Here is a 26,382-nt window from a genome sequence, read left to right on the forward strand (position 1 = left end):
TGCCAGCACGGGTTCGCCGTGCCGCCGGACAGGTCGTTGGTCATACCTGTCCGGGCTCGGCAGGCCGGTGCCTTTGCGTGGCGGATGGGTACGCGCGTATCGCCCGTGAACGGACTCCCGCGGCGCATGTGCTTCGTAGGGGCCGCTCCAGGGGCGCTGCCGTGCGTGCTCAGCGCTTGCCGAGCATGCCGAGCAGGCCGGCGCCGGCCTGCATCATCTCGTCGAGGCCGATTTCGCCGTCACCATCGCGGTCGAGAACGCCGGTCAGCAGGCTGCCGACGCCGCCCTGCTGCAGGCGGTTGCGCTCCTGGCCGAGCACGCCGCTCAGGCCGTTGGCGTCGAGGCCTTGCTTGCGCGTCATGTTGCCGAGCACGGCCATGACCAGCGGGGCGAGCATCGCCAGCAACTGGCCGGCGCCGGCGCCACCGAGCCCGGTGGTCTGGCCGAGTCCCTGCTGGGCCTGGCCGAGGCGGCCACCGAAGATGTGACTGAGGATGCCCGCGCCATTGCTCGCCGGAGACCCGCCACCACCGAGCACGGCGCCGAGGATGTCGCCCATTCCGCCACCCGCCGTCCGCCCGCCCGCACTGCCGCCGAGCACGGCGCCGAGCACGGCGCCGATGTCGGCGCTGGATGAACGCGCGCTGCCGCCGCCCCCGCCGAAAATCGAACCGAGCAGGCCGCCGACATCGATGCCGGCATGGTTGCGCTGGAGCGCGCCGAACAGCGATTCGGCACCCTGCGGCGTGTTGCTGTTGCGGGCCAGCCCGCCGATCAGCAACGGCAAGGCCTGCTGGATCGCATCGCCGGCCTGGCCGGGGTCGATGCCGAGCTGACCGGCAATCGATTCGATGTGGGACTGGTCAAGTTGCTGGAAGATGCTGTTGGTGAGGTCGCTCATGGCATGGGCTCCGAAAGGAAGGCTAGGTTGGGGATGCTCTGATCCATTCCACAATGGCGTCATGACTTCGCGAGGTCCGCAGCGCGGCGTGCGCCGGCTCGACAGACGACCAGTCTGCCTTCGCCGTCGCGCCTTGACCTGCGCCGGCACGGGACGGTGACGCCGTTGTGGAATGGATCAGAGCATCTTTAGCACGCGCCACGGCGCCCGGCGGGTGGCGGCTTGTGAACTTTGTGCGCACTGCCAAACATCGTCACACGGGCCGCTGGCTGCCGGCGCGACGCGGTAGGCTGCATGTCGGATCGAATCCATCCGGTGGCAGATCATGAATTCCGACCAAGGCCTGGCCCGGCTGCGTGAGCGCTATCAAGGTTCGCTGCCGGAAAAGCGCGAGCTGTTGCAGCGGACTTGGGTCAACTTCCGCGAGCAGCCGGGCAGCGATGCCACGCGTGATGAGCTGTGCACGCTGCTGCATCGCCTGGCCGGTTCGGCCTCGTCGTACGGGTATGCGCGGCTTGGCGCTGCCGCCCGCGCTGCCGATGACTGCATTGCCACCTTCCCTGATTCCGCCGATCTGGTCGGCGAACTCGCCCCGCACGTCGATGCGGTCCTGGCCCAGCTCTCCGCCGCGATCGATGCAACGGACGCGGTCGTCGAGCGTGGCCTGCGCGTGATCCTCGTCGAGGATGACCTCGAACAGGCCTTGATGACCCGCGCGGGCCTCGAAGGCCTGGGCTGCGAGGTCATGCACATCCAGCGTGTGGAATCTTTCCGGCAAGCGGCCGCCGCCTGGCCCTGCGATGCGATCGTGATCGACTATCACCTCGGCACGCACACCGCGCACGACATCCTCGACCTGGTGCGCGAAGAGCCGGGATTCACGCGCACGGTCCTGATCTGCTATTCGAGCGAAGAGGACGCCACGATCCGGCGCCGGCTGAGCGAGCGCGGCTGCGACGCCTGTCTGTGCAAGCGCGAACCGGTGCGACGTCTGCATGCGGTCCTGCGCGATTGCGTCGAGGCGCGGCGGCGCGAGGAACGCTGCGGGTGATCCCGCCCAGGCCGGTGATGCCACTGCGGGATTGATCGGAACATCCCAAGGCCTTGATGCAGCGGGCGCGGCGCGCGAGATCGTGGCATCGACGCGCGGCAATCGTGCACCAGCCGCGCTATCCTCGGCGCCTTTCGCAACCACGGAGGCGCCATGCAGCGTTTTCCACCCGTTTCCCTGGTCGGCGCACCGACCGATATCGGTGCCGGCCATCGCGGCGCGTCGATGGGGCCCGAGGCGCTGCGCGTTGCCGGGCTCGAAGCGGCCTTGCGCCAGCGCGGACTCGATGTCGTGGATCGCGGCAACCTCGGCGGGCCTTTGAATCCGTGGACGCCACCGCAGGCCGGCTATCGCCATCTGGTCGAGGTCGAGATCTGGAACCGCCAGGTCATGCAGGCAGTGCGGCGCGAGCTCGATGACGCGCGCCTGCCGATCCTGCTTGGTGGCGACCATTGCCTGGCGATCGGTTCGATCACCGCGGTTGCCCAGCATTGCCGCGAACACGGCAAGCGCCTGCTCGTGCTCTGGCTCGATGCACATGCGGATTTCAACACCAGCGCGATAACGCCCTCGGGCAACATCCACGGCATGCCGGTCGCCTGCCTGTGCGGGCTCGGTCCGCGCGAGCTGACCGAACTCGGCGGCAGCGCGCCGGCGATGCTGCCTTCCAATATCCGCCAGATCGGCATCCGCTCGGTCGACGCCGACGAGAAGCGCCTCGTGCGCGATCACGGCCTCGACATCTACGACATGCGCTACATCGACGAGATCGGCATGAAGCGCGTGATGGAGGAAGCCCTCGCCGACATTGACGACAACACCCACGTGCATGTGAGTTTCGACGTCGACTTCCTCGATCCCGGCATCGCGCCGGGCGTCGGCACGACGATTCCCGGCGGCCCGAACTATCGCGAGGCCCAGCTCTGCATGGAGATGATCGCCGACCGTGGCCGCCTCGGCTCGCTCGACATCATGGAACTCAACCCGGCCTTCGACGACCACAACCGCACCGCGATCCTCGCCGTCGACCTCGTCGAGAGCCTGTTCGGCAAGAGCACCCTGATGCGGGACTGATGCATGTCGACGCGAGGAGTTTGATGCTCCGCAGGAAACGCCTTCAGGCGTGATGCTCCTTCCTTGAGGGGTTGTGCAGAAGGAGCATCGCGGCTGAAGCGGTTTCCCGTACGCGTTTCCTATTGGAACCCGTTGGCGAAGATCACCTCGGACACGAGGCAGCTCGGCGTGTTCGCCGTGATGCGCGCGCGTACCTGGGTCACATGGGTCGGATGGAACTGCAACACGTTCGACATGCAGCCTGACGGCGAGATGTGGCAATAGCTCATCAGCGTGCCTTTCGGCGCGCCGGGGCCGGAGCTTGGGCAACTGGTGGCGCCGCCGTAGCAGCCCTGGCCCGATTCGCCGGCATAGCACTGGTCGATCGTGTTCGTCGCGGTCGGATAGGCCCCTGTCGTAGCGTTCGAGCAATGCGTGTGCGAGGCGCCGAAGTTGTGGCCCAGTTCGTGGGCGACGAGGAAAGTATTCGAGGCCGCTCCGATGTCCGGATTCCAGAACACCTGGTTGACGCTGTAGCTGCCGCCGTTCCCGGAGGTTGCGCAATAGCGGTTTACCCAGGCGATGCCCGAGGCCGAATTGCCGCTCGAGGACTTGCCCGAGAGCAGGGTGGCGAACGAGCGCGGCACCGCCCCCTGGTTGGCCGACCACCAGTTGCCGAACTCGATCAGCTGGGCCTGGCTCGCCGGCGTGTCCGTGTTCGAAAACGGATCGGTGCCGACGCGCAACAGGGTCGTGCCCTGCAGGAGCAGGACATCGAGGTCGTTGCGGTAGATCAGGTTGATCTGCACGAGCAGCGTCGCGATCCAGTCGACCGCCTGCGCGGTGTTGTTGGAAAAGCGCTTTTCCAGAAACTCGGTGTCGGTATCGATGGCCAGCACCGCAAGCCTGGCCGGCGTGCTGGCGGCCGTGGTCGGCGGCGCGCCGAGGTGGTCGAGGAACGAGACTTCGGCATCGGGCGCCGAGACATGATCGACGTTGTCGGCGTAGTCGAGGACGACACCGGGCGGCAATGCGGCCTTGGTATCGATCGCCTCGAAGGCGTAGCCGCCGCCGGCCTTCGTCGAGCGCAGTACGAAACCACCGCTTGCCGTGCTGCTGCCGAGGCTGTCGTACAGCGCGCCGGTCGCCGGATCGATGCTGAGCGCGATGCGTGCGCTGCCGTCGAGGCTGGCGCCGATCAGTTGGACGTGCTTGCTGCGTGGCAGTTCGCGTTCGCCGGAGGCGCTCATCTCGATGATGCGTGCGCCAGGTGCATAGATGTCGACGCGCTCAAAGCGCACCGCTGCGAGCAGGCCGGGCCCGACCGGGAACTCGGCGAGTTCCACGCTGGTACCGATCGGTGCGCGCGTCAGGCGCGCGATGTCGCTGGCGCCGAGGGTGACCGTGCCGGGCGCGGCAAGCGCCTCCAGTGCAAACAAGGTAAGCAGCAATGTGGCGAAGACCCTTTTCATGGCGTTCTCCAGACGAGTCCGCAAGCCTGGGCGAGGCGTTGCCCGCGGAAGATGCAGGGGTTCACGGTACTTTCCGATCTTCCATCAAATGCGCGCCGCGTTCCACCAACCAGGCCTTGCTGCTGCTGTGAGCGACTTCACTCGCGATGGTTTCGGGTTGGATTCCGGTGCGGGGGTGGGAAGGATCGCGATTGAAGTCGCTCCGACAGAAGGTTCTCACACAAGGAAGATTGGAGCGCGACGCGGGCTCAGGAAAGCCGCTGCCCATCCCTGAACAGCACCCACCGCCGCGCTGCGAGTTCGACGGAGTCGCCGACCGCAACGGGCGCGGCGGCGAGGCGGTCGCGTTCGATGCTGGCGACGATCGGGCGTTCGAGGTCACGGTGGCGCGCTTCGATGCGCAGGGCCGGGCCGAGGTCGCGCACGCTGTCGATGCGCAGGCCCGAATCGCCGTGCGCGCGCACGAAGCCGAGGTCGTGCGGGCGCACGAAGGCGGTCGTGGAAGCGTCGGTGACTCCACTCCACGCCGCGTGCAGGGTTGCGGGCAACTCGTTGACCTCGCCTAGGAAACGACAGACGAAAGGATTGGCCGGCTGCGTGTACAGCGTTTCGGGGTCGGCGAGCTGGACGATGCGCCCGGCGTCCATCACGGCGATGCGATCGGCGAGTTCGAAGGCTTCTTCCTGGTCGTGGGTGACGAACACGCTGGTGACGTGGATGCGGTCGTGCAGGCCGCGCAGCCAGCGCCGCAGTTCGCCGCGCACGCGCGCGTCGAGTGCGCCGAAGGGTTCGTCGAGGAGCAGGATCTCCGGCTGAACGGCGAGTGCACGGGCGAGGGCGACGCGCTGGCGCTGGCCGCCGGAAAGCTGCGCCGGATAGCGGCGGGCGAAATCACCGAGCTGGACGAGGTCGAGCAGCTCGCTCACCTTGCGCGCGATCTCGGCGCGCTTGTCGCGCCGCCAGAACGGCTTGACGCGCAGGCCGAAGGCGACGTTGTCGAACACCGTCATGTGGCGGAACAGTGCGTAGTGCTGGAACATGAAGCCGACGTGGCGCTCGCGCGCGCCGAGCCGGCTGACGTCGCGGCCCTCGAAATGCACCGAGCCGGCATCGGGGAACTCGAGGCCGGCAATCACGCGCAGCAGCGTGGTCTTGCCGCAGCCCGAAGGGCCGAGCAGGGCGAGCAGTTCACCGGATTCGACGGTGAGATCCACGCCGTCGAGGGCGGCAGCCGAGCCGTAGCGGTGGTGGATGTGGCGCGCCTCGATGCTCATGTGTCCTGCCCCGGGTCGGTGGTCGCGCGGTGGATGCGCCAGCCGATCACCTGCTTGAGCACCAGCGTCACCAGGGCGAGCACGGCCAGCAGGGCGGCGACCGCGAAGGCCGCGGTTGCCTGATATTCGTTGTAGAGGATCTCGACGTGCAGCGGCATGGTGTTGGTGAGGCCGCGGATATGGCCGGAGACGACCGACACCGCGCCGAATTCGCCCATCGCGCGCGCATTGCACAGGACCACGCCGTAGAGCAGGCCCCAGCCGATCTTCGGCAGGGTCACGCGCAGGAACATGGCGAGCCCCGAGGCGCCGAGCGTGCGTGCGGCCTGTTCCTCCTCGTCGCCCTGCGCCTGCATCAGCGGGATCAGCTCGCGAGCAACGATCGGAAAGGTGACGAACACGGTCGCCAGCACGATGCCCGGCACGGCGAAAACGACGTGCAGGTCGCGTTCGGCGAGCCATTCGCCGAACCAGCCGTGCAGGCCGTACAGGAGCACGCAGACCAGGCCGGCGATGACCGGCGACACCGCGAACGGCAGGTCGATCAGTGACACCAGCACGCCCTTGCCGCGGAACTCGAAGCGCGTCACCAGCCAGGCCGCGGCCACGCCGAAGACCAGATTGGCCGGTACGCTGATCGCCGCAACCAGCAGGGTCAGGCGGATCGCCGCGCGTGCGTCGGCATCGCCGATCGCGGCGGCGAACACGCCCCAGCCCTTCTCGAAGGCATAGCCGAACACGGCGACCAGCGGCAGCAGCAGGAACAGTGCGACGAAGGCGAGTGCGACGGTAACGAGAGGCAGCGCCAGCCACCATGGATCGCGCAGCGCGGGCACCCGTTTTGCGGCGGGCCTCATCGTCCCCCCTTTGCGGAGCGCCGGCGCACCAGCCACAACTGGGCGAGATTGAGTGCCAGCAGCGTTGCGAACGAAGCGGCGAGCACGACCACGGCGATCGCCGAAGCACCGCCGTAGTCGCGCTGGTCGAGCCGGGCGACGATCAGCAGCGGCGCGATCTCCGAGACCATCGGCATGTTGCCGGCGATGAAGATCACCGAACCGTACTCGCCGATCGCACGCGCGAAGGCCAGCGCGAAACCGGCCAGGATCGCCGGCCACAAGGCCGGCAGCACGACCTTGCGCAGCACGGTGAGGCGGCCGGCGCCGAGTGTCGCCGCGGCTTCCTCGATTTCCGGTTCCAGCGTTTCCAGCACCGGCTGCACGCTGCGCACGATGAACGGCAGGCTGACGAAGACGAGGGCGACGACGATGCCGCTCGGCGTGTAGGCGACCTGCCAGCCGGCGGCCTCAGTCCAGCGGCCAAGCGGGCCATTCGCGGCGTAGAGCGCGGTCAGGGTGATGCCGGCAACTGCCGTCGGCAAGGCAAACGGCAGGTCGACGAGGGCATCGATGAGGGTGCGGCCGGGGAAGCGGTAGCGCACCAGCACCCAGGCGAGCAGGGTGCCGAACACGAGGTTGACCAGGCCGGCCAGCGCGGCCGAGCCGAACGTCACGCGATAGGCCGCGAGCGCACGCGGCGAGGTTACCGCCGCCCAGAACTCGTGCGGGCCGATGCTTGCCGACTTCAGCACGAGCGCGGCCAACGGCAGCAGCACGATCAGTCCGAGCCAGCTCAGCACGAGGCCGAGGGTCAGGCCGAAACCGGGCAGGGCCTGGCGTCGGACGAGGCGCATGTGGGGCGTGCGTCGAGGGTCATGGGGGGCATTGTGCGGGATCATGGGCCCCGGGTGGCGCAGCGGATTGTCGCGAGGCCTGCGCTGTGGTTCGGCAAGGCATCGCCCGTGAACGGGCTCCTATCGGCCCGGCAGATAGATGCGGTCGAACGAAGCGCCGTCGGCGAAATGGTCCCGGTGTGCCTGCGACCAGCCACCGAAGGCTTCGTCCACGGTCAGCAGTGTCAGCGGCGGAAAATCGGCGATGTACTTTGCGGCGATCTCGGCATCGCGCGGGCGGTAGTGGTTCTTCGCGGCGAGTTCCTGGCCCGGTTTCGTGTAGAGGAAGCGCAGATACGCCTCGGCCACCGTGCGCGTGCCGCGCCGGTCGACGACCTTGTCGACCACGCTGACCGATGGCTCGGCGAGGATGCTGAGCGAGGGCACCACGATCTCGAAGCGGTCCTGGCCGAGCTCACGCGCGGCGAGCAGGGCCTCGTTCTCCCAGGCCAGGAGCACGTCGCCCTGGCCGCGCTCGACGAAGGTGGTGGTTGCCGCGCGTGCGCCGGTGTCGAGCACGGGCACGTTGCGGTAGAGCCTGGCCACGAAATCGCGCGCCGCCTCGTCGCTGCCCAACCGATGCCTCGCCCAGGCCCAGGCGGCGAGGTAGTTCCAGCGCGCGCCGCCGCTGGTCTTCGGGTTCGGCGTGATCACGCGGATGCCGTCGCCGACGAGGTCATCCCAGTCGCGCAGATGCTTCGGATTGCCCTTGCGCACGAGAAACACGATCGTCGAGGTGTACGGCGCGCTGTTGTCGGGCAGGCGCTGTTGCCAGTCGGCGGCGACCAGGCCGCCGTGTTCGTGCAGGCCGTCGATGTCGTAGGAAAGCGCCAGCGTGACGACATCGGCCTGCAGGCCATCGATGACGCTGCGCGCCTGCTTGCCCGAGCCGCCGTGCGACTGGTGGATCGTCACGCGGTCGCCGTGCTCCTGCTGCCACTGCGCGGCGAATGCGGCATTGACGCCGCGATAAAACTCACGGGTCGGATCGTAGGACGCGTTGAGCAGGGTGATGTCGGCGGCCGACGCCGTCGTTGCGAGGATGGCAAACGCCAGCACGTGGCGGAAGGTTCGGAACATTCGCATGGCGCCCTGTCGTGACGTCGGCTGCCGATTGTGCGCGCCCGGAGGTTGGCAAAAGGTTAGGGTTGTTCCGAGCAACCCCGTCATTGGGAATCAAAAGGTTGGGGTCGTCCTGTACGGGCGCAGCTCGGCCTTGCGCCGGCTCGACAGACGGCCAGTCTGCCTTCGCCGTCGCGCCTTGATCTGCGCCCGCACAGGGCGGTGACGCCGTTGTGGGATTGATCGGAACATCCCCACGTGATGGCCCGCGCCAGCGCGTTTTCCCGTGATATGCATGGCCGACGTGGCGTGGCAGCTGCTGCACGCTCCGTGTCCCGATCCTGAGGCCCATCATGAGCTTGCATCGCCTGTTCGCCCTTGCCCTGAGCGCTGTCGTCGCATGTGGCGCACAAGCGGCTGGTTCGGCTGTTCCCGATTGCGTCCACGGCGGCAATGGCACGCTGTACGAAGTCGGCCCCGGCCAAGCCTACGCGAGTATCGGCGCGGTGCCGTGGGAGGGCTTGAACGCAGGCGACACGGTGCGCATCCACTGGCGCGCCGAGCCGTACCGGGAAAAGTTGCTGCTGCGCCGACAGGGCACTGCCGTACAGCCCATCATGGTCTGCGGAGTGTCCGGTCCGGGCGGCCAGCGCCCGGTGCTGGATGGCGAAAACGCCACCACGCGCCCGACGATGGGTTATCGCCCGGCCAATGGCGAAGGCGAAGTACGCGGATTGATCCACGTGAGCTGGGGCATCGGTGATGACTGGGGTTACAAGCCGCGCCACATCGTGATCGCCGGCCTGCATATCCGTCACGCCTTCCACGAATACACGTTCACGGCATCCACGGGTAACGTGCGCAGCTATGCTGCCAATGCCGCCGGCATCTTCGTCGAGCGTGGCGAGCACATCACCGTGCGTGACGTGGTCCTGGAGGGCAACGGCAACGGCCTCTTCGTGGCGTCCGGCGGCGAGGAGCAGACACTTTCGCGCAACATCCTTGTCGAGTATTCCCATCTGTACGGCAACGGAACCGTCAGCGTGGCCTACGACCGGCACCACAACCTCTATACCGAGGCGGTGGGCATGACCATCCAGTTCAACCGTTTCGGCCCGCTGCGTACCGGTTCGGGCGGTGGCAATCTGAAGGACCGTTCAACCGGCACCGTGGTGCGATACAACTTCTTCGAGGGCGGTGCACGCAGCATCGATCTGGTGGAGGCGCAGGAGAGCTGGCCGATGGTCGGGAACCTTCCGGAATACCGCCGCGCTTTCGTCTACGGCAATGTCATCATCAGCGATCCGGACGGCCCCGGGTATCTGGTGCACTACGGCGGTGACAGCGGCTGCTACATCGACGGCAACTACGATCCCGCCCTGACCTGTTATCGCAAGGGCACGCTGTACTTCTTCCACAACACGGTGGTCGTGCGCACAAACCAGGCAGGACCGGGTGGTGCGTGGCGCAAGATACTGTTCGACATTTCCACCAACGACGAGCGGGTGGATGCACGCAACAACCTCGTGTACCTGCGCGCCTGGACGCCTGCTGCGGCACCGACCGATTTTTCCTGGATGCACCAGTCCGGCGAACTGCATCTGGGCGTGAATTGGGCCTCGCCCACGCTCTCGCTGTGGCGCGACAACATCACCCCGGATGGCACGATCACCGGCCTGGGCAATGTGATGACCAACCCTGCCAACGCTCCCGGTTTCGTCGATGAAACGGGCAACGGGTTCATGCCCGACGCTGGCAGCGATGCGCTTGATGTCGGCATGGCCCTGCATCCCGACGTGATCGCCGCCGGCCACGGCGTCAGCGCGCAGTACCTGTACCCCGCCTCCGGCCAGCCGCGCCCCGACGATGGCGCACCGGACCTCGGTGCGTTCGAGCGCAACGACATCGTGTTTGCTGATGGCTTCGAGACTGTCGTTCCATGAGCGCGCGTCGAGTCATCGCGGGTCTCGCCCCGGCAATCGCCGCGCTGCCGCTCGCCGTATCGGCCTACTTCGGCAAGGGCCCGGACGGGCATGACAACGGACAGGCCCACGCCTGCACCGGCACCAGCGCCACCCTCGCCGCCGTGCTGTGCGTGCGTGCCGGTGCCGCGCCAGGTGGCAATGGTTCGACGGCAGCACCCTACGCCGGCATCAATGCCGCGATCGCCGCCGCCAAGGCCGGCGACATCGTGCAGGTGGCGGCCGGAACGTACGCGGAGAATGTCGCGCTGGGATCACTCAACAACGGATCGGGCAAGCACCTGACCCTGCTCGGTGGCTTCAATGCCGATTTTTCCGTCCGTGATGCCGGAAGCCATGTCTCGATCATCGACGGCGGCCTCGCCAACCCTGCCGTGCAACTGCATCTGGACTCCGGCCAGACCAGCGTGCTCGACGGCTTCACCATCACCCGCGGACGCGGCCTGGGCAATGACTGGAGCAACGGTTACGGCCACGGCGGCGGTGTCTACGCCACGCTGCACGGCAATGGCGGCATCGTCATCTCGCACAACCTGATCCACGGCAACTTCAGCAACCAGCACACCAGCGCCGATACGCGCGGCGGCGGCATCCATACCTACACGCAAAGCTGGGGCAGCGCGACCGGCACCATCCGCATCGAGCACAACACCGTGCGCGAGAACCAGGCCGGCAAGGGTGCGGGCATCAACGTTACTGGACGGCAGGCCGAACTGCGCCGCAACCTGGTGGAAAACAACATAGGCCACCACGACCACGGCGGCGGCATCTACGTCTCGGCGAGCACCGTGCTCGCCGACAACATCGTGCGCGGCAACGTCACCGGCGCGACCCAGGGCTACGGCTGGGGCGGCGGCGTACTGGTGGCTGCGGCCGATGCGCAGATGCAGGGCAACGTCATCACCGGCAACTACGCTCCGACCACCGGTGCCGGCGTGTTCTGGGACGAAGGTGCGACCGGCACGATGCGCAACGATCTGATCCATCGCAACCTGTGTCCCAATGGCGGGCGCTCGGGCGCGGCGATCTACATCGATGGCGGTCCCGGCGGGCCGTCGATGATCGCCATCGACAACGTCACGGTGGCCGACCACCTGTGTCCGGATACCGCGCCGGACGGTGCGGCGGTGGTGATCGAGGACGGCTCGCAGGCCAGCTTCCGCAACGCCATCTTTCACGGCAACAGCCGCGAATTCAGCACGCTCTCCGGTGGCGGCTTCAGCATCACCTGGTCGATCACGCAGGTGCCGGGCAACGGCAACTTCAGCGCCGATCCGCTGTTTGCCGATGCTTCCACGGGCGATTACCACCTGCGCTCGACGGCCGGCCGTTTCACTCCGGGTGGCTGGGTGACCGATGCCGTGGACAGCCCGGGCATCGATGCCGGCGATCCCATGTCCGACCATGCGTGGGAAACCGCTCCCAACGGTGGACGCATCAACCTCGGCGCCTACGGCAACACGCCGCAGGCCAGTCGCAGTCCGGGGAGTGACCGGATATTCGCGGACGGGTTCGAGGTGGTGATGCGCTGATCCATCCCCATTGCGGCTCCGGCGTGGAAGATTTCGGATGCAGGAGCCCGTTCACGGGCGATGCTCTTGTTTTCCGGATCGTATCGACAGGCATCACCCCTGAAGGGTCTCCTATGCGCGCTCCCGTGGAGGGAGGAATGCCGCAGCAGCACCCCGTGCGCGATTGTTCGTTTCACAAGCACCCGCGCAAATCCGCTCCCGCAAAAAGACCGAAGGCCGGGGTTGCCCCCGGCCTTCGCTTTGCTTCGCTCCAGCCTGGACGCGAACGTCCCGGCTGGAGTTGGTGGGTGCTACTGGCGGACCGAGCCGAAATCGGCGGTGTGTGCCCTCGGGTCGCCGTACTCGCTGCCCGTCAGCCCCTCCAGGCGCGGCGCGGCGCGCCCGGAACCGCAGCCGCCGGTCTCGGTGTTGTCGATCACCACGCTGTCGAAATCCATCGTACTGCCGGCAGAGCCAGATTCCATCGCGCTGATGATGGCGACGTTGCGGGTATCCCGGGCGTCGACCATCGTGCTGATCGCCGTGCCGGTGAAGATCGAGGTGCCGTCCAGGCAGATCTGCATCTCGCCATCGGACCGCCGCGTAATCACCTTGATGTCGAATGGCGTGGCATCCGGCCAGGTCACCGACGGGATCGTCACAAAGGCGGACGGATTGCCCTGCAGCACCTCGATTGCATGCGTGCCGCGCACGAACCGCACGCGAGTGATCACGAGGCCGACGCCGGTGTCCTGCGGCGCGAACTGCCAGGTCGATCCGGTACCGGTGTTGCTGATGGCGATGCGCGCGCTGGCGTACGAATAGGCTTCGGTGCCGGCGGGCTGGGTTGGCGAGAGCGAGAACGACTCGCCAAAGCCATCGGACAGGCCACGCACGGACTGGGCGTCGGCCAGCGGGTTGGCCGTCGACACCAGCCAGTTGCCGAACTGGCCGCCCCAACCCTGCTGGGTATTGAGGTTGCCGACACTGTAGTCCGGCGCCTCGAAGCCGGTGGCGTAGTCCGGCGGTTCCACCGGATCGCAGCCTTCCGTCTCGATGCCGCCACGACCGACCGTGCAGTCGAAACCGTTGCGGAACAGCACGACCGCAGCCGACCAGGTGTCGGTGTTGTTGCCGAGGTTCGGGTCGAGTACGCCGCCGCCGACGGTGGCGGTCGCCGAGAAGCCGACGTTGCCACTGGCATCCTCGGACACCACCTTGCCTTGCACCGTGTAGATCGCGCTGGCGCCGGCCGGCAGACTGGCGGTCGTGTTGAATGCGCCGATGCCGCTGGCGGCACCGCAGGAACCCCCCGAAAGACCGATGCAGTTCCAGCTGAAGAAGCCCAGTTCCGGCGGAACAGTGCCGGCGATCGCCACCGATGAGGCTGCACTCGGTCCCGCGTTCTGCACGATCACGGTCAGGCTCACCACGTCGCCGATCTGGACGTAGTCGAGATCGTTGAGGATCAGCAACTCGACGTTGGCCGAGGGCTGCACCGAGTCGCTGTCAGTCGCGCTGTTGTTGCCGCTCGGGTCGGTGTAGCCGGCCGGGGCTGCGATGGTCGCGGTGTTGGTCACTGTTCCAGTGGCACTCGGCGACACCGTGCAGGTGGCAAGGAAGGTGACCGAACCACCCGGCGGCAGGTCGACCGATTCGCTGATGTTGCCCGATCCACTTGCGCTACAGCTGCCACCGTTGCTGCCGGAGCAGGTCCAGGTACAACCGGTCAGGTCGGCCGGGAAGGTGTCGGTCACCGTTGCACCGGTCACGTCCGACGGTCCGGCACTGCTGGCGACGATCGTATAGGTCGTGCTCTGGCCTGGCGCAACGGAGTTGACGCCGTCGTTCTTGGTGATCGACAGGTCGGCCTCGGGTGGCAGGATCGTGTCGGTATCGGTGGCGGTGTTGTTGCTCGAGTTCGCATCGACGGCGCCGGTCGGGAGCGCGATCGTGGCGGTGTTCTCCAGACTCCCCGTTGCCGCGGCGTCGACCGCGCAGACCGCGGTATAGGTCACCGCAGCGCCGACCGGCAGGTTCACCGTGTCGTTGATATCGCCCGAACCACTGGCCGTGCAGGTGCCGCCATCCGTGCCGACGCAGGTCCAGGTGCAGGTGATGTCTGCCGGGAGCGTGTCCTCGACCGTGGCGCCGATCATGTCCTGCGGCCCGTTCGGGTTGCTGGCGACGATCGTGTAGGTGGTCAACGTGCCGGCCATGACGTCACTGGTACCGTTGGTCTTGGTGATCTGCAGGTCGGCCTGGTCGACCGAGGTCACTCCATCCAGCGCAAGGGTGAACACGCCGAAGTCGTCGACAGCGGTCACGGCAGCGGTGTTGGCCGTCGTGTTGATCGTGCCGCCGAGGTTGGTGAACGCATTGCCGTCGCGGCGATGAACCAGCAGGTCGGCCTCGGTGGTGCTGCCGAGGTCGGTCGGATCGAGGTAGCTGAAGGTCAGGTCGGCCTCGTCGATGTCGTCGGCAGTGATCTGCCAATGGCGGGTGATTGCATCTTCGGGCGGGAAGATCGTCGGCGCCACGCCCTGGATCGCGCTGACCGTGACATCGGCCGGGAACGTGCCGGTGGTCGCATTCACCACGACCGGCGAGTAGCCGTTGGCCGTGCCGACCTCGAAGGTCTTGCTGCCGGCTGCGGCGTAGGCCTTCTTGAAGTTGCCGATGACGCGGCCGGCGAGCGTGCGCGTGACAGTGCCGGCGGTGGTGTTGAAATACAGCGTATTGGCGCCTGTCGTGACGGGGGCGTCGGTCAGGGCCAGCGCGCCGGCTCCGGTGCCGACGATCGTGAGGTCGCCGCCGTCGATCGTCACGCCGTTCGTGTTCGACACGTTCAAGGTCGTCAGCGTGCGCGAGGGTGGCAATTCCACGCCCGTCGTGCGTGCGGAGATCTCCTGGGCATAGATGTTGATGACGCCGCCGCTACCCGGGTTGAACACCGGCGCCACGTCGAAGCCGAGCACCGGCTGCGACGCAGCGGCCACGCCGAGTTGGACCACGGCCGTGGTGGTGCCGCCATTGCCGAGGGTGAGCTTGCCCGAGCCGGTGAGGCCGCCGCTGAAGTTGTTGAAGCGTGTCGCGATGATCGGGTTGACCGCAGGATCGATCGTCACGCCGTCGACGTTGTCGAGTTCGAATGCCGTCAACGGCGCGGTGACCGTGCCGCTGCCTGCGTAGGTCGTCGCTCCCTGCCCGCCGAGGAAGTAGAAACGCGTTGCTGCGGCGGTACCGGTCAGCGTGCCGTTGTTGGTGAACGTCGGCCCTAAGACGAGGCAGACCTGGCCGTTGATGACCAGGGTCGAACCAGTGCTGATCGTCGTCGCGCCTCGCAGATTGACCTGTCCAATTGCCGTCGCGGTCTTCGGATTCGACGTGTTGTCGATCACGACGTTGGGCACGTTGCCGAGGATGCGGAAGTTGAAGTTGGTGGCCGTCGCCCCCGTGCCGATGTTGATGACGCCGCCGGTGGACGCGAACGAGCCCGACCGGACCTGCAAATCGGTGGGACTGCTCGCGGCAGCCGAGGCTTGCACGAGATTGATCGTGCCGCCGCTCATGTTGAACGACGACGTCGAGGAAAATAGCTCGAACGTGCCGTACAAACCCCGGGTGTTCGCCACCACGCCGACATTGACCGTACCGCCCGACTGGTTCCAGCTCACTGCGCTCTGCGGATCGATGCGGGTCGCGTTGATCGTGCCACCCTCGATGATGAACGCGGCGCCGGCGCCACCGCCCATGCCGTCCGCACCGGTCACACCGATGTTGTAGGTGCCGTTGCTGATGCGCAGCAGGCCATTGTTGTTGGTGGTCGTACCGGACGCGGTGGCGGCGACGGTGAAGTTGGGATTGTCGAGCCACAAGCCGCCAGTGGCCGGAATGGTGTAGGTGGCCGTGGTGAACAGGCGGTTGGTGGCGGTGAAGGTGCCGGCGATGTGCAGCGTACCGCTGGTCAGGGTGAGGAAGCCGGCGACGTCGGTGTCGACCCCGCGCACACTGAGGTTGGCCGGATTCAGGGTCAGCTCGTTGGCGATCGCGCCCTTGGCGACGGTGACGGCGCGCACGTCGGTGGTGGTGCCGCTGCCGCCGAAGCTGGCGCTGTTGGCGCCCGTGAACGAGATGCCCGCGCCCGCGGTATTGCCGTTGGTGCTGAAATCGAGCTCACCGTCGTTGATGAGGTTGCCGGCCAGTGACAGCGAGTGCGCGGTAATGGCGCCGGTTTCCTGCGTGGCGAAGCGGCCGTTCGAGGCGATCGTCACGTTGGCGCCAACGGTCAGCGTGCGGGCGGTGGCGGAATCCCACTGCAGCAGGGCCGACGGCGTGCCGCCGGTGCCGACATTGACGTTGAGCGCCACGGCGGCGGTGTCGATGGTGACGGTGGCGCCGTTGGCGATCGTGGCGTTGTCACCGTCGGTCGGAACGGAACTGCCGACCCAGGTCGCCGGATCGCTCCAGTTGCCGCCGGCGGCGGTCGAGACGATGTTGCCGGGTGGATTGGTGGCCTGCGAGCCGGAGAGCGGTGCGCTTGCGTTGCCTTCCGAGTAGGCGACGACCTGCCAGAAATAGGTCGTGTTCGGGGCGAGCCCTGTCGCGATGAAACTCGTGCCATCCTGCGCGACCGTGCCGGCGGACGTGTAGTTCGTGCCGTCGGTCGAACGGAAGATCTCGTACGAGAGTTCATTCGGCGAATCATCCCACTGCAGCGTCATTCCCGTCGCGGTGACCGCGCTGAAGCTGAGGTTGGTTGGTGCGGCAGCCACGGGTGGCGTGAAGCTGAAGGTGCGTCGCGAGCCGTCGGCAGCCGAGGTCAGCACGGTGATGGGGCCAGCCGTGTACAGGTTGTTGACCGGCGTCGCCGAGGCGCCGTTGAAGGTCGGGTCCGGCGTGCCGCTCTGTGCCGCAGTCACCGAGCCGACGGTACCGGCGGTGTTGCTCGACGAAAAACCGAACTGCGGATCATTGGAGTCGCCGTTGCTGGCGCCGGCAGTGCTCATGTTCATGGCACCGTAGACGTAATCGATGACGCCGCTACTCTCGTGCAGGTGCACCTGGTAGGTGAGGTCCGCCGTGCCGCCGGCGTTCCAGTTCGACTGCATGTTGAGGTATTCGATCACCAGCACGCGGTTCGGCGCCGTGCCGTCGAGCCTGTAGTGAACCTTGCCGCTCAAATGAACGCGCTGGTCGGCACCGTAGGCGGTGAGCCTGGCCTGGTTTGCCACGGCCAGGGGCTGGTATGGCGAACCGCCGGGTATGGCCGTAGGGCCCAGGCGGATCGCGCCGTTCGAGTTGGTGGAGAACTGCGTGTAGCGCACACCCTGGAAGATGAAATCGAAGCCGATGCTGGTCACTGCGGAGGCGGTGTCGTCCGCGTTGGGCGCAACCACTTGGGTCGTGCCCGTGCTCATGTCGGTCAGCGAACCCGTCGTCGTGGTCGCGAACGCATAGTTCGACGCGACCATCACGGCATCGGGCGCGCTGGCGCTGGCTGCCTGCGCCTCGGGTTCGATGACCTTGCCCGCGGTTTCAGGCAGGATGCTGCCCTGCTTGCCGATCGCCTCGGCGATTTCAACGCCCTGCGCCCATGCGCCGGCGCTGCCGAGCAGGCACGACAAGGCCAGGCCGACGGCGGCCTTCAGTGAACTTCTCATTCGATATTCCCCTTGGCTGTTTGGTGACGGCAGTCGCGTGCATGCGTCGCGCAAGTCGACGCAGGGCCGGAGGACTCCCCTTGGAGCAGATGCGCATCATCGTTGCCGGACATGGCCGGGCTGACCCGGCGTGTCGTGGCGTATGCCTGACGGTGCACGGCGAGAATCATGGATATGTGCCCCCAAGACCCGACGAAACGCTGAAGGGAGCGTGTGGCGCAGGCCACGGGTCGTTCGTTCCCCTGGCGGTGCTGCCCGCCTGACCGCGGTGCCCCCATCGCGCGCGTCAGGCAACCCGTGTCGGTGACGCGGGTTGGTGATCATAGGCTCAGCCACGTGGCGAACGCCATAGCCGCCAACCGTGTCGTGAAGCCATCAAGGGATGCTCTGTTCCATTCCGCGACGGCGTCAGCGTCCTTTGCGGGCACAGGTCAAGGCGCGACGGCGAAGACAGGCTGGTCGTCCGCCGAGCCGGCGCAACACCGGGCTGCGCCCGCACAGGGCGGCCCCAACCTTTCGGTTTCCAATGGCAGGGTGACATCCGCAAGGTCCGCAACGCGGCGTGAGTCGCACGCACGTACCGTTGCAAAGCCCACACCGCAAACCGGTGGCATGCCAGTTCGCGCACTGAATTGATTGTGCGATGCGGCATCCGTGTGGCGAACGAGCAATGTCCCGATCGAGTTCCTTCGCGATGGTCGTCGCCCGCACAAGGGGGCTGAGTATCGTGCCCATCACGGAGTCGCCGAGGTGCCGACGCCCGGGGGCGGCCCCGATTGCGCCCAGTGTCGCAGTGGCGCCGAGGATGGTCGTGGTGTCACGGAGGTGCTGCGCACCTGACGCCGATGCTGCGGACGGGGTCGTCGCCGTTACCGAACCGCTTGCGCCCCAACCTTGCCGCGTACCGAGCGGACTGGCGGCGAAACCTGCCCGAAGCCGGTGTCGAGGTTCGGTTGGCCGGCGGCAAGCGAACGGAGGCTCGCCGTTGCCGCCGGGAGGTCGTTGCCGGCCGACGCGGTCTTCACCGCACCGCGCGGGCACGTCGTCGCCTGGTTCGGCGTCGGCCGTGACCGCGCGTCCGGTCGGCAGGGCGTTGGTCGAGTTCGCCGTCAGCGTGTGATTGGCGTCACCGGCCAGGCAAGCTCGGGTGCGGACGTGCAGGTCGAACCCACCAGGTTCACGTTGCCCGGGCCGTTGATGCCCGTGTAGTACGGGCCGACCGCCTGGCCGTTCGTGCCCGTGCCCACATAGGTCGTCGCCCGGTAACTGGTATTGACCACGATGTAGGTCGTCCCTGTCGCCAGCGTCTGCACGATGCGCGAACCCGGCTGCGCACCCGAGAAGCCCGTCGTCGTCGCCGTGATCGTGCCCGTATACGGACCCGGCAACACGGTGAGCGTGCCGGAGAAGTCGTCATTGGACGCCACGATGCCGGTGGCTGGCGTGCCCGGGTCGAACGCGTTCGCATACAGGCGCAGGAAGGTGTCGAGTGCGTTCGACGGCGTGCCGCTGGTGTTGGGCGACGTCGTTTCGATCGTGTAGCTGCCGTTGGCGTCCACCGTGAACTGCTGCGCACAGTAGTACTGCAGGCCCGTGGCGCCTTGCGGGTTGTCGAACGTCGGGCTGGCCGTCGTCAGCGCGCTGTTGAAGAACGCCGGCAAAGGCGTCGCTCCGGTGACCGTCAGCGTCGCATTCGCCGCCGAGGCGTTGTCGCCGACATCGGTCTGCAGCGCGCCAGCGGCGATCGTGTTTGCGTAACTGCCCACGGTGGCGGACTCGACATCGACCGTGACCGTGCAGTTGCCGGAGGCCGGAATCTGCGCGCCGGCGGCGAGTGTGACCGAGCCACTGGTGGTCGACACCGAGCCGGACATGCACGTGGTGGCGGCGTTCGGGGTCGTGGCGACGACCAGGTCGGTCGGGAAGGTGTCGGTCAGCGCCGCGGTCAGCGTGGCGACGGTCGCGTTCGGGTTGGCGAGCGTGATCGTCAGCGTGCTCGGCGTGCCGGTTGCCACCGAGGCCGGTGCGAAGGCCTTGGCCAGGGTCGGCGGGTCGAACGGCACGAAGCCGGTTTCGAAACCGTCGGCGAAGATCAGGTCCTCGCCGAGGATGGTGAAGTTGCCCGGGTTCAGTGCAAAGAAGATATTGTCCGAGCAGCGCACGCGCACGCGTGCCGTGGTCGATGCGACATTCGGGATATTGACGGTCGCGCTGCCGCTGTTCGGCACGCCGGTGGCGAGCACCGCCGTGCTGCTGGCGTAGTCGCCGCCGGTGTGGATGTCGATGTCGACGTTCGCGCAGTTGACTGGCGCCGCATTGGTGTTGGCTACGTTCCAGGTGACGGTGGCGGTGCCGCTGCCGCCGGCATGATCCCAGGTCACGGCCGCGGGCGGATTGGTGACCGCGAACGGGCCGGCGCTGTTGTTGACCGTCAGCACCATGTCGCTGCTTTCCGAGGTGCCGCCACCCGGTGCGTTGTCGCGCACGGTCAGGCGGAAGCTCAGGTTGCGGTTGGTCGTCGGCAGGATCTCGCCGACGTTCGAGGTGCCGGCCAGCAGGTTCGAAAAGCGCGGCACGGTGCGCACCGGCGACTCGGTGGGCATGAACGAGCGGATGATCGGGCCATTGCCCGGGTCGACGTTGATGTCGACTGTCGCCGAGCCGAGGTCGTACTGCTCCCAGGCGAAGGTCAGTGGGCTGCCGAAGCCGCTGGTGGCGCTGCCGGTCAGGGCGAACGGCGTGCTCGCGGGGATCGTGTACGGGCTCAGCGGGTCAAGCACCGGCGCGGCGTGGTTGGCCGTATTGGCCGAGCATGTGCTGCCCGAGCCGGTGGTCGTGAAATTGCCTATCTCGAGCAGGCTGCGCGCGTGGAAATAGGCGTCGGAACTGGACTGCAGGTTCGGTGAGCAGATGCCGGCGTAGGCCATGATCGTCGAGCCGCTGCCGGTCTCGTAGGCGGAACTGGCCGAGCGGTTGCCGCCGCAACTGTTGTTGAAGGTGTGGTTGGCGCCGAACTGGTGGCCCATCTCGTGGGCGACATAGTCGATGTAGAAGATGTCGCTGACGAGTTCGGCCGGGTTGCTGAGGCCGGTCGTGCCGCGACCCTTGCTGCTGGTACAGACCACGCCGAGGCCGGCGACGCCGCCGCTGCCGGTCGTGAAGACGTGGCCGATGTCATAGTTCGCCGCACCGATGACGGTGTTGAGGTTGCCGGTGTTCTGGTTGAGCGCGCCGGTGCCGTTCGAGTACGGATCGCTGGCGGCGTCGGGATAGATGATGAGGTCGTTGTTCGGTACCAGGCTCATGTGGATCGAAAGGTCGTTCTCGTAGACCTCGTTGACGCGGTTCATCGCAGCGACGACGCCGGCGAGACCGATCGCCACGGTCGGCGGATTGGCGCCGGCGAGCGCCTGCACGTAGAAACGGTTCGCGGCCACGGCGGCGCGGTAGCTGCGCTTGGTTGTGCCGGTGGTCGTGGCGATCTCGTCGGGACTGTAGGCATGCGCGGCATCGAAGTTGTGCACGTCGCAGTCGAACGGCTCGCGCTGCGAGGCGACATCGGTGCGCTTGAAGCTGATGTAGTCGCCGCCGTCGCCGAACTGGACCGGACGCACCAGCCAGATGCCGGCCTTGGCGAACACCATGGCGTTGACGCCGAGCGGGGAAATATCGACGCGCACGCGCGTACCGTCGCTGTGCTGGCCGCGGAAACTGCGGATCTGCGGGTACCGAGCCGCCAGTTCGGGCGGCATGACGCCGGAATCCTCCAGCGTGACCTCGATGAACCCGCCATCCGGCACCGGCAGTGCGAGCCGGGTTTCGCCCTGTGCGACCGCCCTCTTCAGGCCGGTCACGTCGAGATCGAGCAGGCGGTATTGGTCTGGTGCGGACACGCCGGGAGGCAGGGGGCGCGCTGGGACATCCTGCCAGTAGCCTTGCGTGGCGGAAGTGGCGTGACCGGTGGCGGCGCACGACAGAAACAGAAGCACGGCGAAGACCGCCGTCGCGGTAATCCGGGTTTGCATGATGTCCCCTGCAGCGGTTGCGTCATGCAATCCGTGCTCCCCACGGTTGCAAGACAGGTAGAGGTCGCGCACGACTCGATCGCACGCCACCGCCTGGCGTGGCACAGGATTCATCGGCAAACCAGTTCGATTCCGTACTGCATAGCGACATCGACCGCCTGGTGAGGCAGGTCGCGAGCGGGATGCGCCCACCCGCGACCATCTGGCCCGTCGCTCAGCGCCAGCGCGGCGGATCGGCGACGAAGCCGTTGGGGAACGGGTCCGGTGCGCGCTGCGCGATCGGGTGCTGCGGAAGAATGCCGCGGGCGACGAGGTTGGTGCGGCTGTCGTATTCGATGGCAATGCGCTCGGCCGGTTGCAGGGTGGCACGCTGGAAGGTGGTGGTGGCCACGCGCGACCACTCGCGTTCACCGTGACCGGTGCCCAGTCGTTCGCGCGGTGCTGCAGGGCGCGCCGCCGGCGGCGCCCCGGCGGCGTGCGATTCCTGTGCCGACTCGGCCTTGGCCAGGCCTTCGACGGCAGAGTCACGTGCGGCCATGGGGGGCGCCGGCTGCGCGATGGCCGGATGGCGCGGTGGCGGCGGCCGACGCACGATGCGTTCCTCGAACACGGCCACGCCGATCACGCCGACATTGGCCGGGCGGCCGGTGCGCGCGGCATAGCTGTCGGGCAGGGCGGTGAAGTTGAACTGGGCGATTTCGTCGAGACTCTTGCGCCAGCCGTTGATCTCGGTCGATTCCCATGGATCGAGCACGTAACCGTTCTGCATCGGCGAGGCGGTTTCGCCGGTGACGGCATTGACGCCATCGACCGAGAGCACGGTCAGCACACGTCCGCCGGTGCGATTGACCAGGCGCACCGCATAACGATGGCCGGGCTTGCCGGCAATGTAGGAGCGCCCGTCGTGGCGCACGGTCGGCAGGGTCATGCCGGTGTCGCGGTCGACGATCTCGACATCGACGAGGCGCCCGGCCAGTGCCGGCAGCGGCGCGGCGAGGACGAGGGCAAGGGCGGCAGCACGGATCAGGGCACGCATGGGACACCTCCGGATTGGGTCGGGTTGGGCGAGGTGTTCAACGCCTGATCGTGTGCTGCGGGGTTAGACTGCGCGCCCCACAAACCCGATTCGTCATGTCCACGAAGATCCGCACCCTGACCGGCATCACCACGACCGGCACCCCGCACCTCGGCAATTACGTCGGCGCGATCCGCCCGGCGATCGCGGCGAGCCGGCGCGACGACGTCGAGTCGTTCTACTTCCTCGCCGACTACCACGCGCTGGTGAAATGCGAGGACCCGGCGCGCGTCGCCCGTTCGCGCCTCGAGATCGCCGCGACCTGGCTCGCCCTCGGCCTCGACACCGACCGCGCGTTCTTCTATCGGCAGTCCGACATCCCCGAGATCCCCGAACTGACCTGGCTTTTGACCTGCGTGACCGGCAAGGGCCTGCTCAACCGCGCGCATGCCTACAAGGCCGCGGTCGACCGCAACGCGGCCGAAGGCATCGACGCCGACGCCGGCATCAGCGCCGGCCTGTTCATGTACCCGGTGCTGATGGCCGCCGACATCCTCGTGTTCAACGCGCATTCGGTGCCGGTCGGGCGCGACCAGGTGCAGCACATCGAGATGGCGCGCGACATCGCGCAGCGCTTCAACCATCTGTACGGCGATGCCTTCCGCACGGCGACCGGCACGAAGGGCGAACCGTTCGTGCTGCCCGAGGCGGCCGTCGACGACAACGTCGCGACCCTGCCCGGCCTCGACGGCCGCAAGATGTCGAAGAGCTACGACAACACGATCCCGCTGTGGCTGCCGCCGAAGGACTTGAAGAAGGCGATCGCCGGCATCATCACCGACTCGCGCGCACCCGGCGAGCCGAAGGATGCCGACACGTCGAACCTGTTCGCGATCTACCAGGCCTTCGCCAGCGAGGAGTCGGCCCGGTCCATGCGCGAGGCTCTTGCGGGTGGAGTCGGCTGGGCTTTCGTCAAGCAGAAGCTTTTCGAGGAAATTGACCACGAACTCGGTGCGCCGCGCGAGCGTTACGAAGCGTTGATGGCAAAGCCAGACGAGATCGAGGACCGTCTGCAGGATGGGGCACGCAAGGCACGTCAACGCAGCGCCCCCCTCCTTGAGGCCCTGCGGGCAACCGTCGGAATCGGGCGACCGCTTGCGCAGATCTCGATCTCATCCTCGGAGAAACCTGCTGTCACGAAAGCGAAGAAGCGTCCGCAGTGGAAGCGGTATCTCGAGAATGGATTGGCTCACGCTCGCCTCGTCGACGAGGAGGGCACGACCCTGATAGAAACCAGAGGACTGGACGTCAAGACGATGTCCGCTTTGATCGATGCGGTTAACTCCTTTGCGACGGACGCGAACTGGATTGGTGTTCGAGGTGATCTAGTGAGCTATCAGGCGAAACCGGATGAGATTCGCCGGGCAATCCAGTTGATTGCGGCGGCAGAAGCCGAGAAACGGTCGAAGAAGTCCTGATGCGCTGGCTCGCCATCGTCCTGTTCGCGCCGTGGTTCGCGATCCTGCTGTGGGCCTACTGGTCGTTCCCGCGCAGGCTGCCGCGCACGCGTGCGCGGCGACTGTACGACCTCGTCGTGATGATCGGTGCGCTCGCCGCCTGCATCGCCGCGATGCTGCACTGGCACGACATCAACGAGGGTATCGGCAGCTCGATCTGGAAGCAGGTCGCCGCATCCACCGCGATCTACGGCGCCTTTCTCGGCGTGCTGCTGGTCGCCGTGCTGGTGCGTGCGCGCCTGTGGTCGCGCTGAGTGGGTCCGCTCAGGGTTTCGAAGCGGACTTCAGGACCGGCGCGATGCGCTCGATCCAGACCGCGTAGCCAGCGCGGTTCATGTGCAGGCGATCCGGGCCGTACAGGTCCTCGCGTGGCCGTCCCTCGCCGTCCAGCATCGGCGTGAAGATGTCGATGACCTGCGCGTCGCGCACGGTCTTCGTCCACGCGGCAACCAGCGCATTCGCCTCGCGCGCGGCATCGAGCAGGTTCGCGCGCGCCGGGCTCGGCTTGATCGTGATCCAGGCGAAGGCGACCTGCGGCAGGTCCTCGCGGATGCGCGCGACGAAGGCGGTGACGTCGTCGCACACCTGCTTCGGCGTGCGCCCCTCGGCGAGGTCGTTGTCGCCGGCGTACATCACGACGAGGCGCGGTCGGTGTGGAACGACGATGCGCGCGGCGTAGCGGGTGGCGTCGCGCACTTCGGAGCCGCCGAAGCCGCGGCGCACGACCGCCATGCCGGGAAAGTCGGTCTCCAGCGTGTCCCAGAAGCGGATCGACGAGCTGCCGACGAAGAGCACGCCACCCGCTACCGGCGGCCGCACACGGTCGGCCTCCTCGAAGGCGGCGATGTCCGTTTCCCAGCCGTCGTTCACCGCACGCTGCGCCAGCGCGTCCGTGCCGCCCGCGGCGAACAGAACGAGAACGAATGCGCGCAGCAATGCCTGCGTCATGCGCCCAGTCTCCGCTCGCTGGCGGAATCGAACAGGTGCAGGCGTGCCGGATCGAAGGCCAGGGTCATCATCGTGCCGGCGGCGGGCAGGGCCTGCGGCGGTACGCGTGCGACCAGGGCGTCATTGCCGCAGCGCAGGTTGAGGAAGACCTCGTTGCCGACCGGCTCGACCAGTTCGAGTTCGGCGCGCAGCGAAGCGGCGGGCGCGTCGCCATGCGCGGGCACGAGATCCTCCGGGCGCAGGCCGGCGACGAGTTCGCCGCCGGCACCGCGAGCGAGCACTGCGAGTTCCGGCGTGCCGTCGAGCGGCAGGCGCGTGTGACCGGTGTCCAGCCAGAGTCGGTGGTCCGCGACGACGCGCCCACGCAGCAGGTTCATCGCCGGGCTGCCGAGGAAGCCGGCGACGAACAGGTTGTCCGGCTTTGCGTAGAGATTCATGGGTGTGTCGATTTGCTGGATCTCGCCATCCTTCATGACCACGATGCGCTGGCCGAGCGTCATCGCCTCGATCTGGTCGTGGGTGACGTAGATCATGGTCGTGCCAAGCTGGCGATGCAGGCGTGCAAGCTCGACGCGCATGCCGAGGCGCAGGCGTGCATCGAGGTTCGACAGCGGTTCGTCGAGCAGGAACACGCTCGGATCGCGCACGAGCGCTCGGCCCAAGGCTACGCGCTGACGCTGGCCACCGGAGAGTTGGCCGGGCTTGCGTTCGAGCATCGCCGCCAGTTCCAGCGTGTGTGCGGCGGCGCGCACGCGCCGGTCGATCTCCGCGCGCGGCACGTCGCGCAGACGCAGGCCGAAGGCGAGGTTTTCGTACACGCTCATGTGCGGATAGAGCGCGTAGTTCTGGAACACCATGGCGATGTCGCGATCTTTCGGCGCGACGTCGTTGACCGGGCGGCCGCCGATCGCGAGCGTACCCGAGCTGATCGACTCGAGCCCGGCGATCATGCGCAGCAGGGTGGATTTTCCGCAGCCCGACGGACCGACCAGGACGAGGAACTCGCCGTCCGCGACGGCGAAAGTGGCGCCGGCGACGGCGACGTGGCCGTTGTCGTAGACCTTGCGCACCGCATCGAGTCGTAGTTCGGCCATCAGTGCGGTCCGGTTGGTGTTGCGGTGCGGAACGGGTCGTCCTGACAATCGCGCAACGCTTGAGATATCCTGAATGTAATCG

Annotated in this window: 17 protein-coding genes; 6 read left to right on the forward strand and 11 right to left on the reverse strand. The window is 67.2% G+C overall.

Translation table 11 applies throughout. The annotated features are described in order from the left end of the window. Nucleotides 1-169 precede the first annotated feature (169 nt). On the reverse strand, nt 170-901 hold the full coding sequence (locus KF907_RS06290) for a DUF937 domain-containing protein (RefSeq protein WP_291219099.1): 732 nt from the start codon (nt 899-901) through the stop codon (nt 170-172). Between the two features lie 325 nt (nt 902-1,226). Here KF907_RS06290 and KF907_RS06295 point away from each other — a divergent pair, with 325 nt between their 5' ends. Then, complete coding sequence (locus KF907_RS06295) at nt 1,227-1,952, forward strand: response regulator (RefSeq protein ID WP_291219100.1); 726 nt, start codon at nt 1,227-1,229, stop codon at nt 1,950-1,952. 153 nt (nt 1,953-2,105) lie between these two features. Continuing rightward, complete coding sequence (gene rocF / locus KF907_RS06300) at nt 2,106-3,026, forward strand: arginase (protein WP_291219101.1); 921 nt, start codon at nt 2,106-2,108, stop codon at nt 3,024-3,026. A 119-nt stretch (nt 3,027-3,145) separates the two neighbouring features. Here rocF and KF907_RS06305 read toward each other — a convergent pair whose 3' ends face one another. From KF907_RS06305 to KF907_RS06325, 5 genes are all read right to left on the reverse strand, one after another. After that, a complete protein-coding gene (locus KF907_RS06305) occupies nt 3,146-4,477 on the reverse strand; it encodes a M12 family metallo-peptidase (RefSeq protein ID WP_291219102.1) in 1,332 nt (443 codons plus the stop codon). A gap of 248 nt (nt 4,478-4,725) precedes the next feature. Continuing rightward, nucleotides 4,726-5,751 carry a sulfate/molybdate ABC transporter ATP-binding protein gene (locus KF907_RS06310; protein ID WP_291219103.1) on the reverse strand — a complete coding sequence of 342 codons (1,026 nt, stop codon included), beginning with the start codon at nt 5,749-5,751 and terminating at the stop codon, nt 4,726-4,728. Next, the gene (gene cysW, locus KF907_RS06315; protein WP_291219105.1) at nt 5,748-6,608 is read right to left on the reverse strand and encodes a sulfate ABC transporter permease subunit CysW; all 861 of its coding nucleotides are present in this window, start codon (nt 6,606-6,608) and stop codon (nt 5,748-5,750) included. Before cysW ends, KF907_RS06310 begins: the two co-directional genes overlap by 4 nt. Next, on the reverse strand, nt 6,605-7,444 hold the full coding sequence (cysT, locus tag KF907_RS06320) for a sulfate ABC transporter permease subunit CysT (RefSeq protein ID WP_291219106.1): 840 nt from the start codon (nt 7,442-7,444) through the stop codon (nt 6,605-6,607). Before cysT ends, cysW begins: the two co-directional genes overlap by 4 nt. A gap of 120 nt (nt 7,445-7,564) precedes the next feature. Then, complete coding sequence (locus KF907_RS06325) at nt 7,565-8,569, reverse strand: sulfate ABC transporter substrate-binding protein (RefSeq protein ID WP_291219108.1); 1,005 nt, start codon at nt 8,567-8,569, stop codon at nt 7,565-7,567. Nucleotides 8,570-8,898: 329 nt separating this feature from the next. Between KF907_RS06325 and KF907_RS06330 the strand changes: the two genes are divergently transcribed. Then, a complete protein-coding gene (locus tag KF907_RS06330; protein ID WP_291219110.1) occupies nt 8,899-10,488 on the forward strand; it encodes a right-handed parallel beta-helix repeat-containing protein in 1,590 nt (529 codons plus the stop codon). After that, the gene (locus KF907_RS06335; protein ID WP_291219112.1) at nt 10,485-12,059 is read left to right on the forward strand and encodes a DUF1565 domain-containing protein; all 1,575 of its coding nucleotides are present in this window, start codon (nt 10,485-10,487) and stop codon (nt 12,057-12,059) included. Before KF907_RS06330 ends, KF907_RS06335 begins: the two co-directional genes overlap by 4 nt. 290 nt (nt 12,060-12,349) lie before the next feature. Here the strand turns inward: KF907_RS06335 and KF907_RS06340 are convergent, their stop codons facing one another. The 3 genes from KF907_RS06340 to KF907_RS06350 form a co-directional block, all read right to left on the reverse strand. Then, nucleotides 12,350-17,701: a beta strand repeat-containing protein gene (locus tag KF907_RS06340; protein WP_291219113.1), complete on the reverse strand. Its 5,352-nt coding sequence runs from the start codon at nt 17,699-17,701 to the stop codon at nt 12,350-12,352. Nucleotides 17,702-18,810: 1,109 nt separating this feature from the next. Continuing rightward, the gene (locus tag KF907_RS06345; RefSeq protein WP_291219114.1) at nt 18,811-21,594 is read right to left on the reverse strand and encodes a DUF7933 domain-containing protein; all 2,784 of its coding nucleotides are present in this window, start codon (nt 21,592-21,594) and stop codon (nt 18,811-18,813) included. A gap of 346 nt (nt 21,595-21,940) precedes the next feature. Then, a complete protein-coding gene (locus KF907_RS06350; protein ID WP_291219115.1) occupies nt 21,941-22,762 on the reverse strand; it encodes a hypothetical protein in 822 nt (273 codons plus the stop codon). A gap of 95 nt (nt 22,763-22,857) precedes the next feature. Here KF907_RS06350 and KF907_RS06355 point away from each other — a divergent pair, with 95 nt between their 5' ends. Then, the gene (locus KF907_RS06355) at nt 22,858-24,219 is read left to right on the forward strand and encodes a tryptophan--tRNA ligase (RefSeq protein ID WP_291219117.1); all 1,362 of its coding nucleotides are present in this window, start codon (nt 22,858-22,860) and stop codon (nt 24,217-24,219) included. Then, nucleotides 24,219-24,512: a hypothetical protein gene (locus tag KF907_RS06360; protein ID WP_291219119.1), complete on the forward strand. Its 294-nt coding sequence runs from the start codon at nt 24,219-24,221 to the stop codon at nt 24,510-24,512. The genes KF907_RS06355 and KF907_RS06360 overlap by 1 nt, the downstream gene beginning before the upstream one ends. 10 nt (nt 24,513-24,522) lie before the next feature. Here KF907_RS06360 and KF907_RS06365 read toward each other — a convergent pair whose 3' ends face one another. Continuing rightward, nucleotides 24,523-25,206: an SGNH/GDSL hydrolase family protein gene (locus KF907_RS06365; RefSeq protein WP_291219121.1), complete on the reverse strand. Its 684-nt coding sequence runs from the start codon at nt 25,204-25,206 to the stop codon at nt 24,523-24,525. Beyond that, nucleotides 25,203-26,300, reverse strand: a complete 1,098-nt coding sequence (locus tag KF907_RS06370) for an ABC transporter ATP-binding protein (RefSeq protein WP_291219123.1) — start codon at nt 26,298-26,300, stop codon at nt 25,203-25,205. Before KF907_RS06370 ends, KF907_RS06365 begins: the two co-directional genes overlap by 4 nt. Between the last annotated feature and the right edge of the window lie 82 nt (nt 26,301-26,382).

Origin of the sequence: Dokdonella sp., assembly GCF_019634775.1 — a bacterium.
In the GTDB taxonomy this organism is placed as follows: Bacteria; Pseudomonadota; Gammaproteobacteria; order Xanthomonadales; family Rhodanobacteraceae; genus Dokdonella.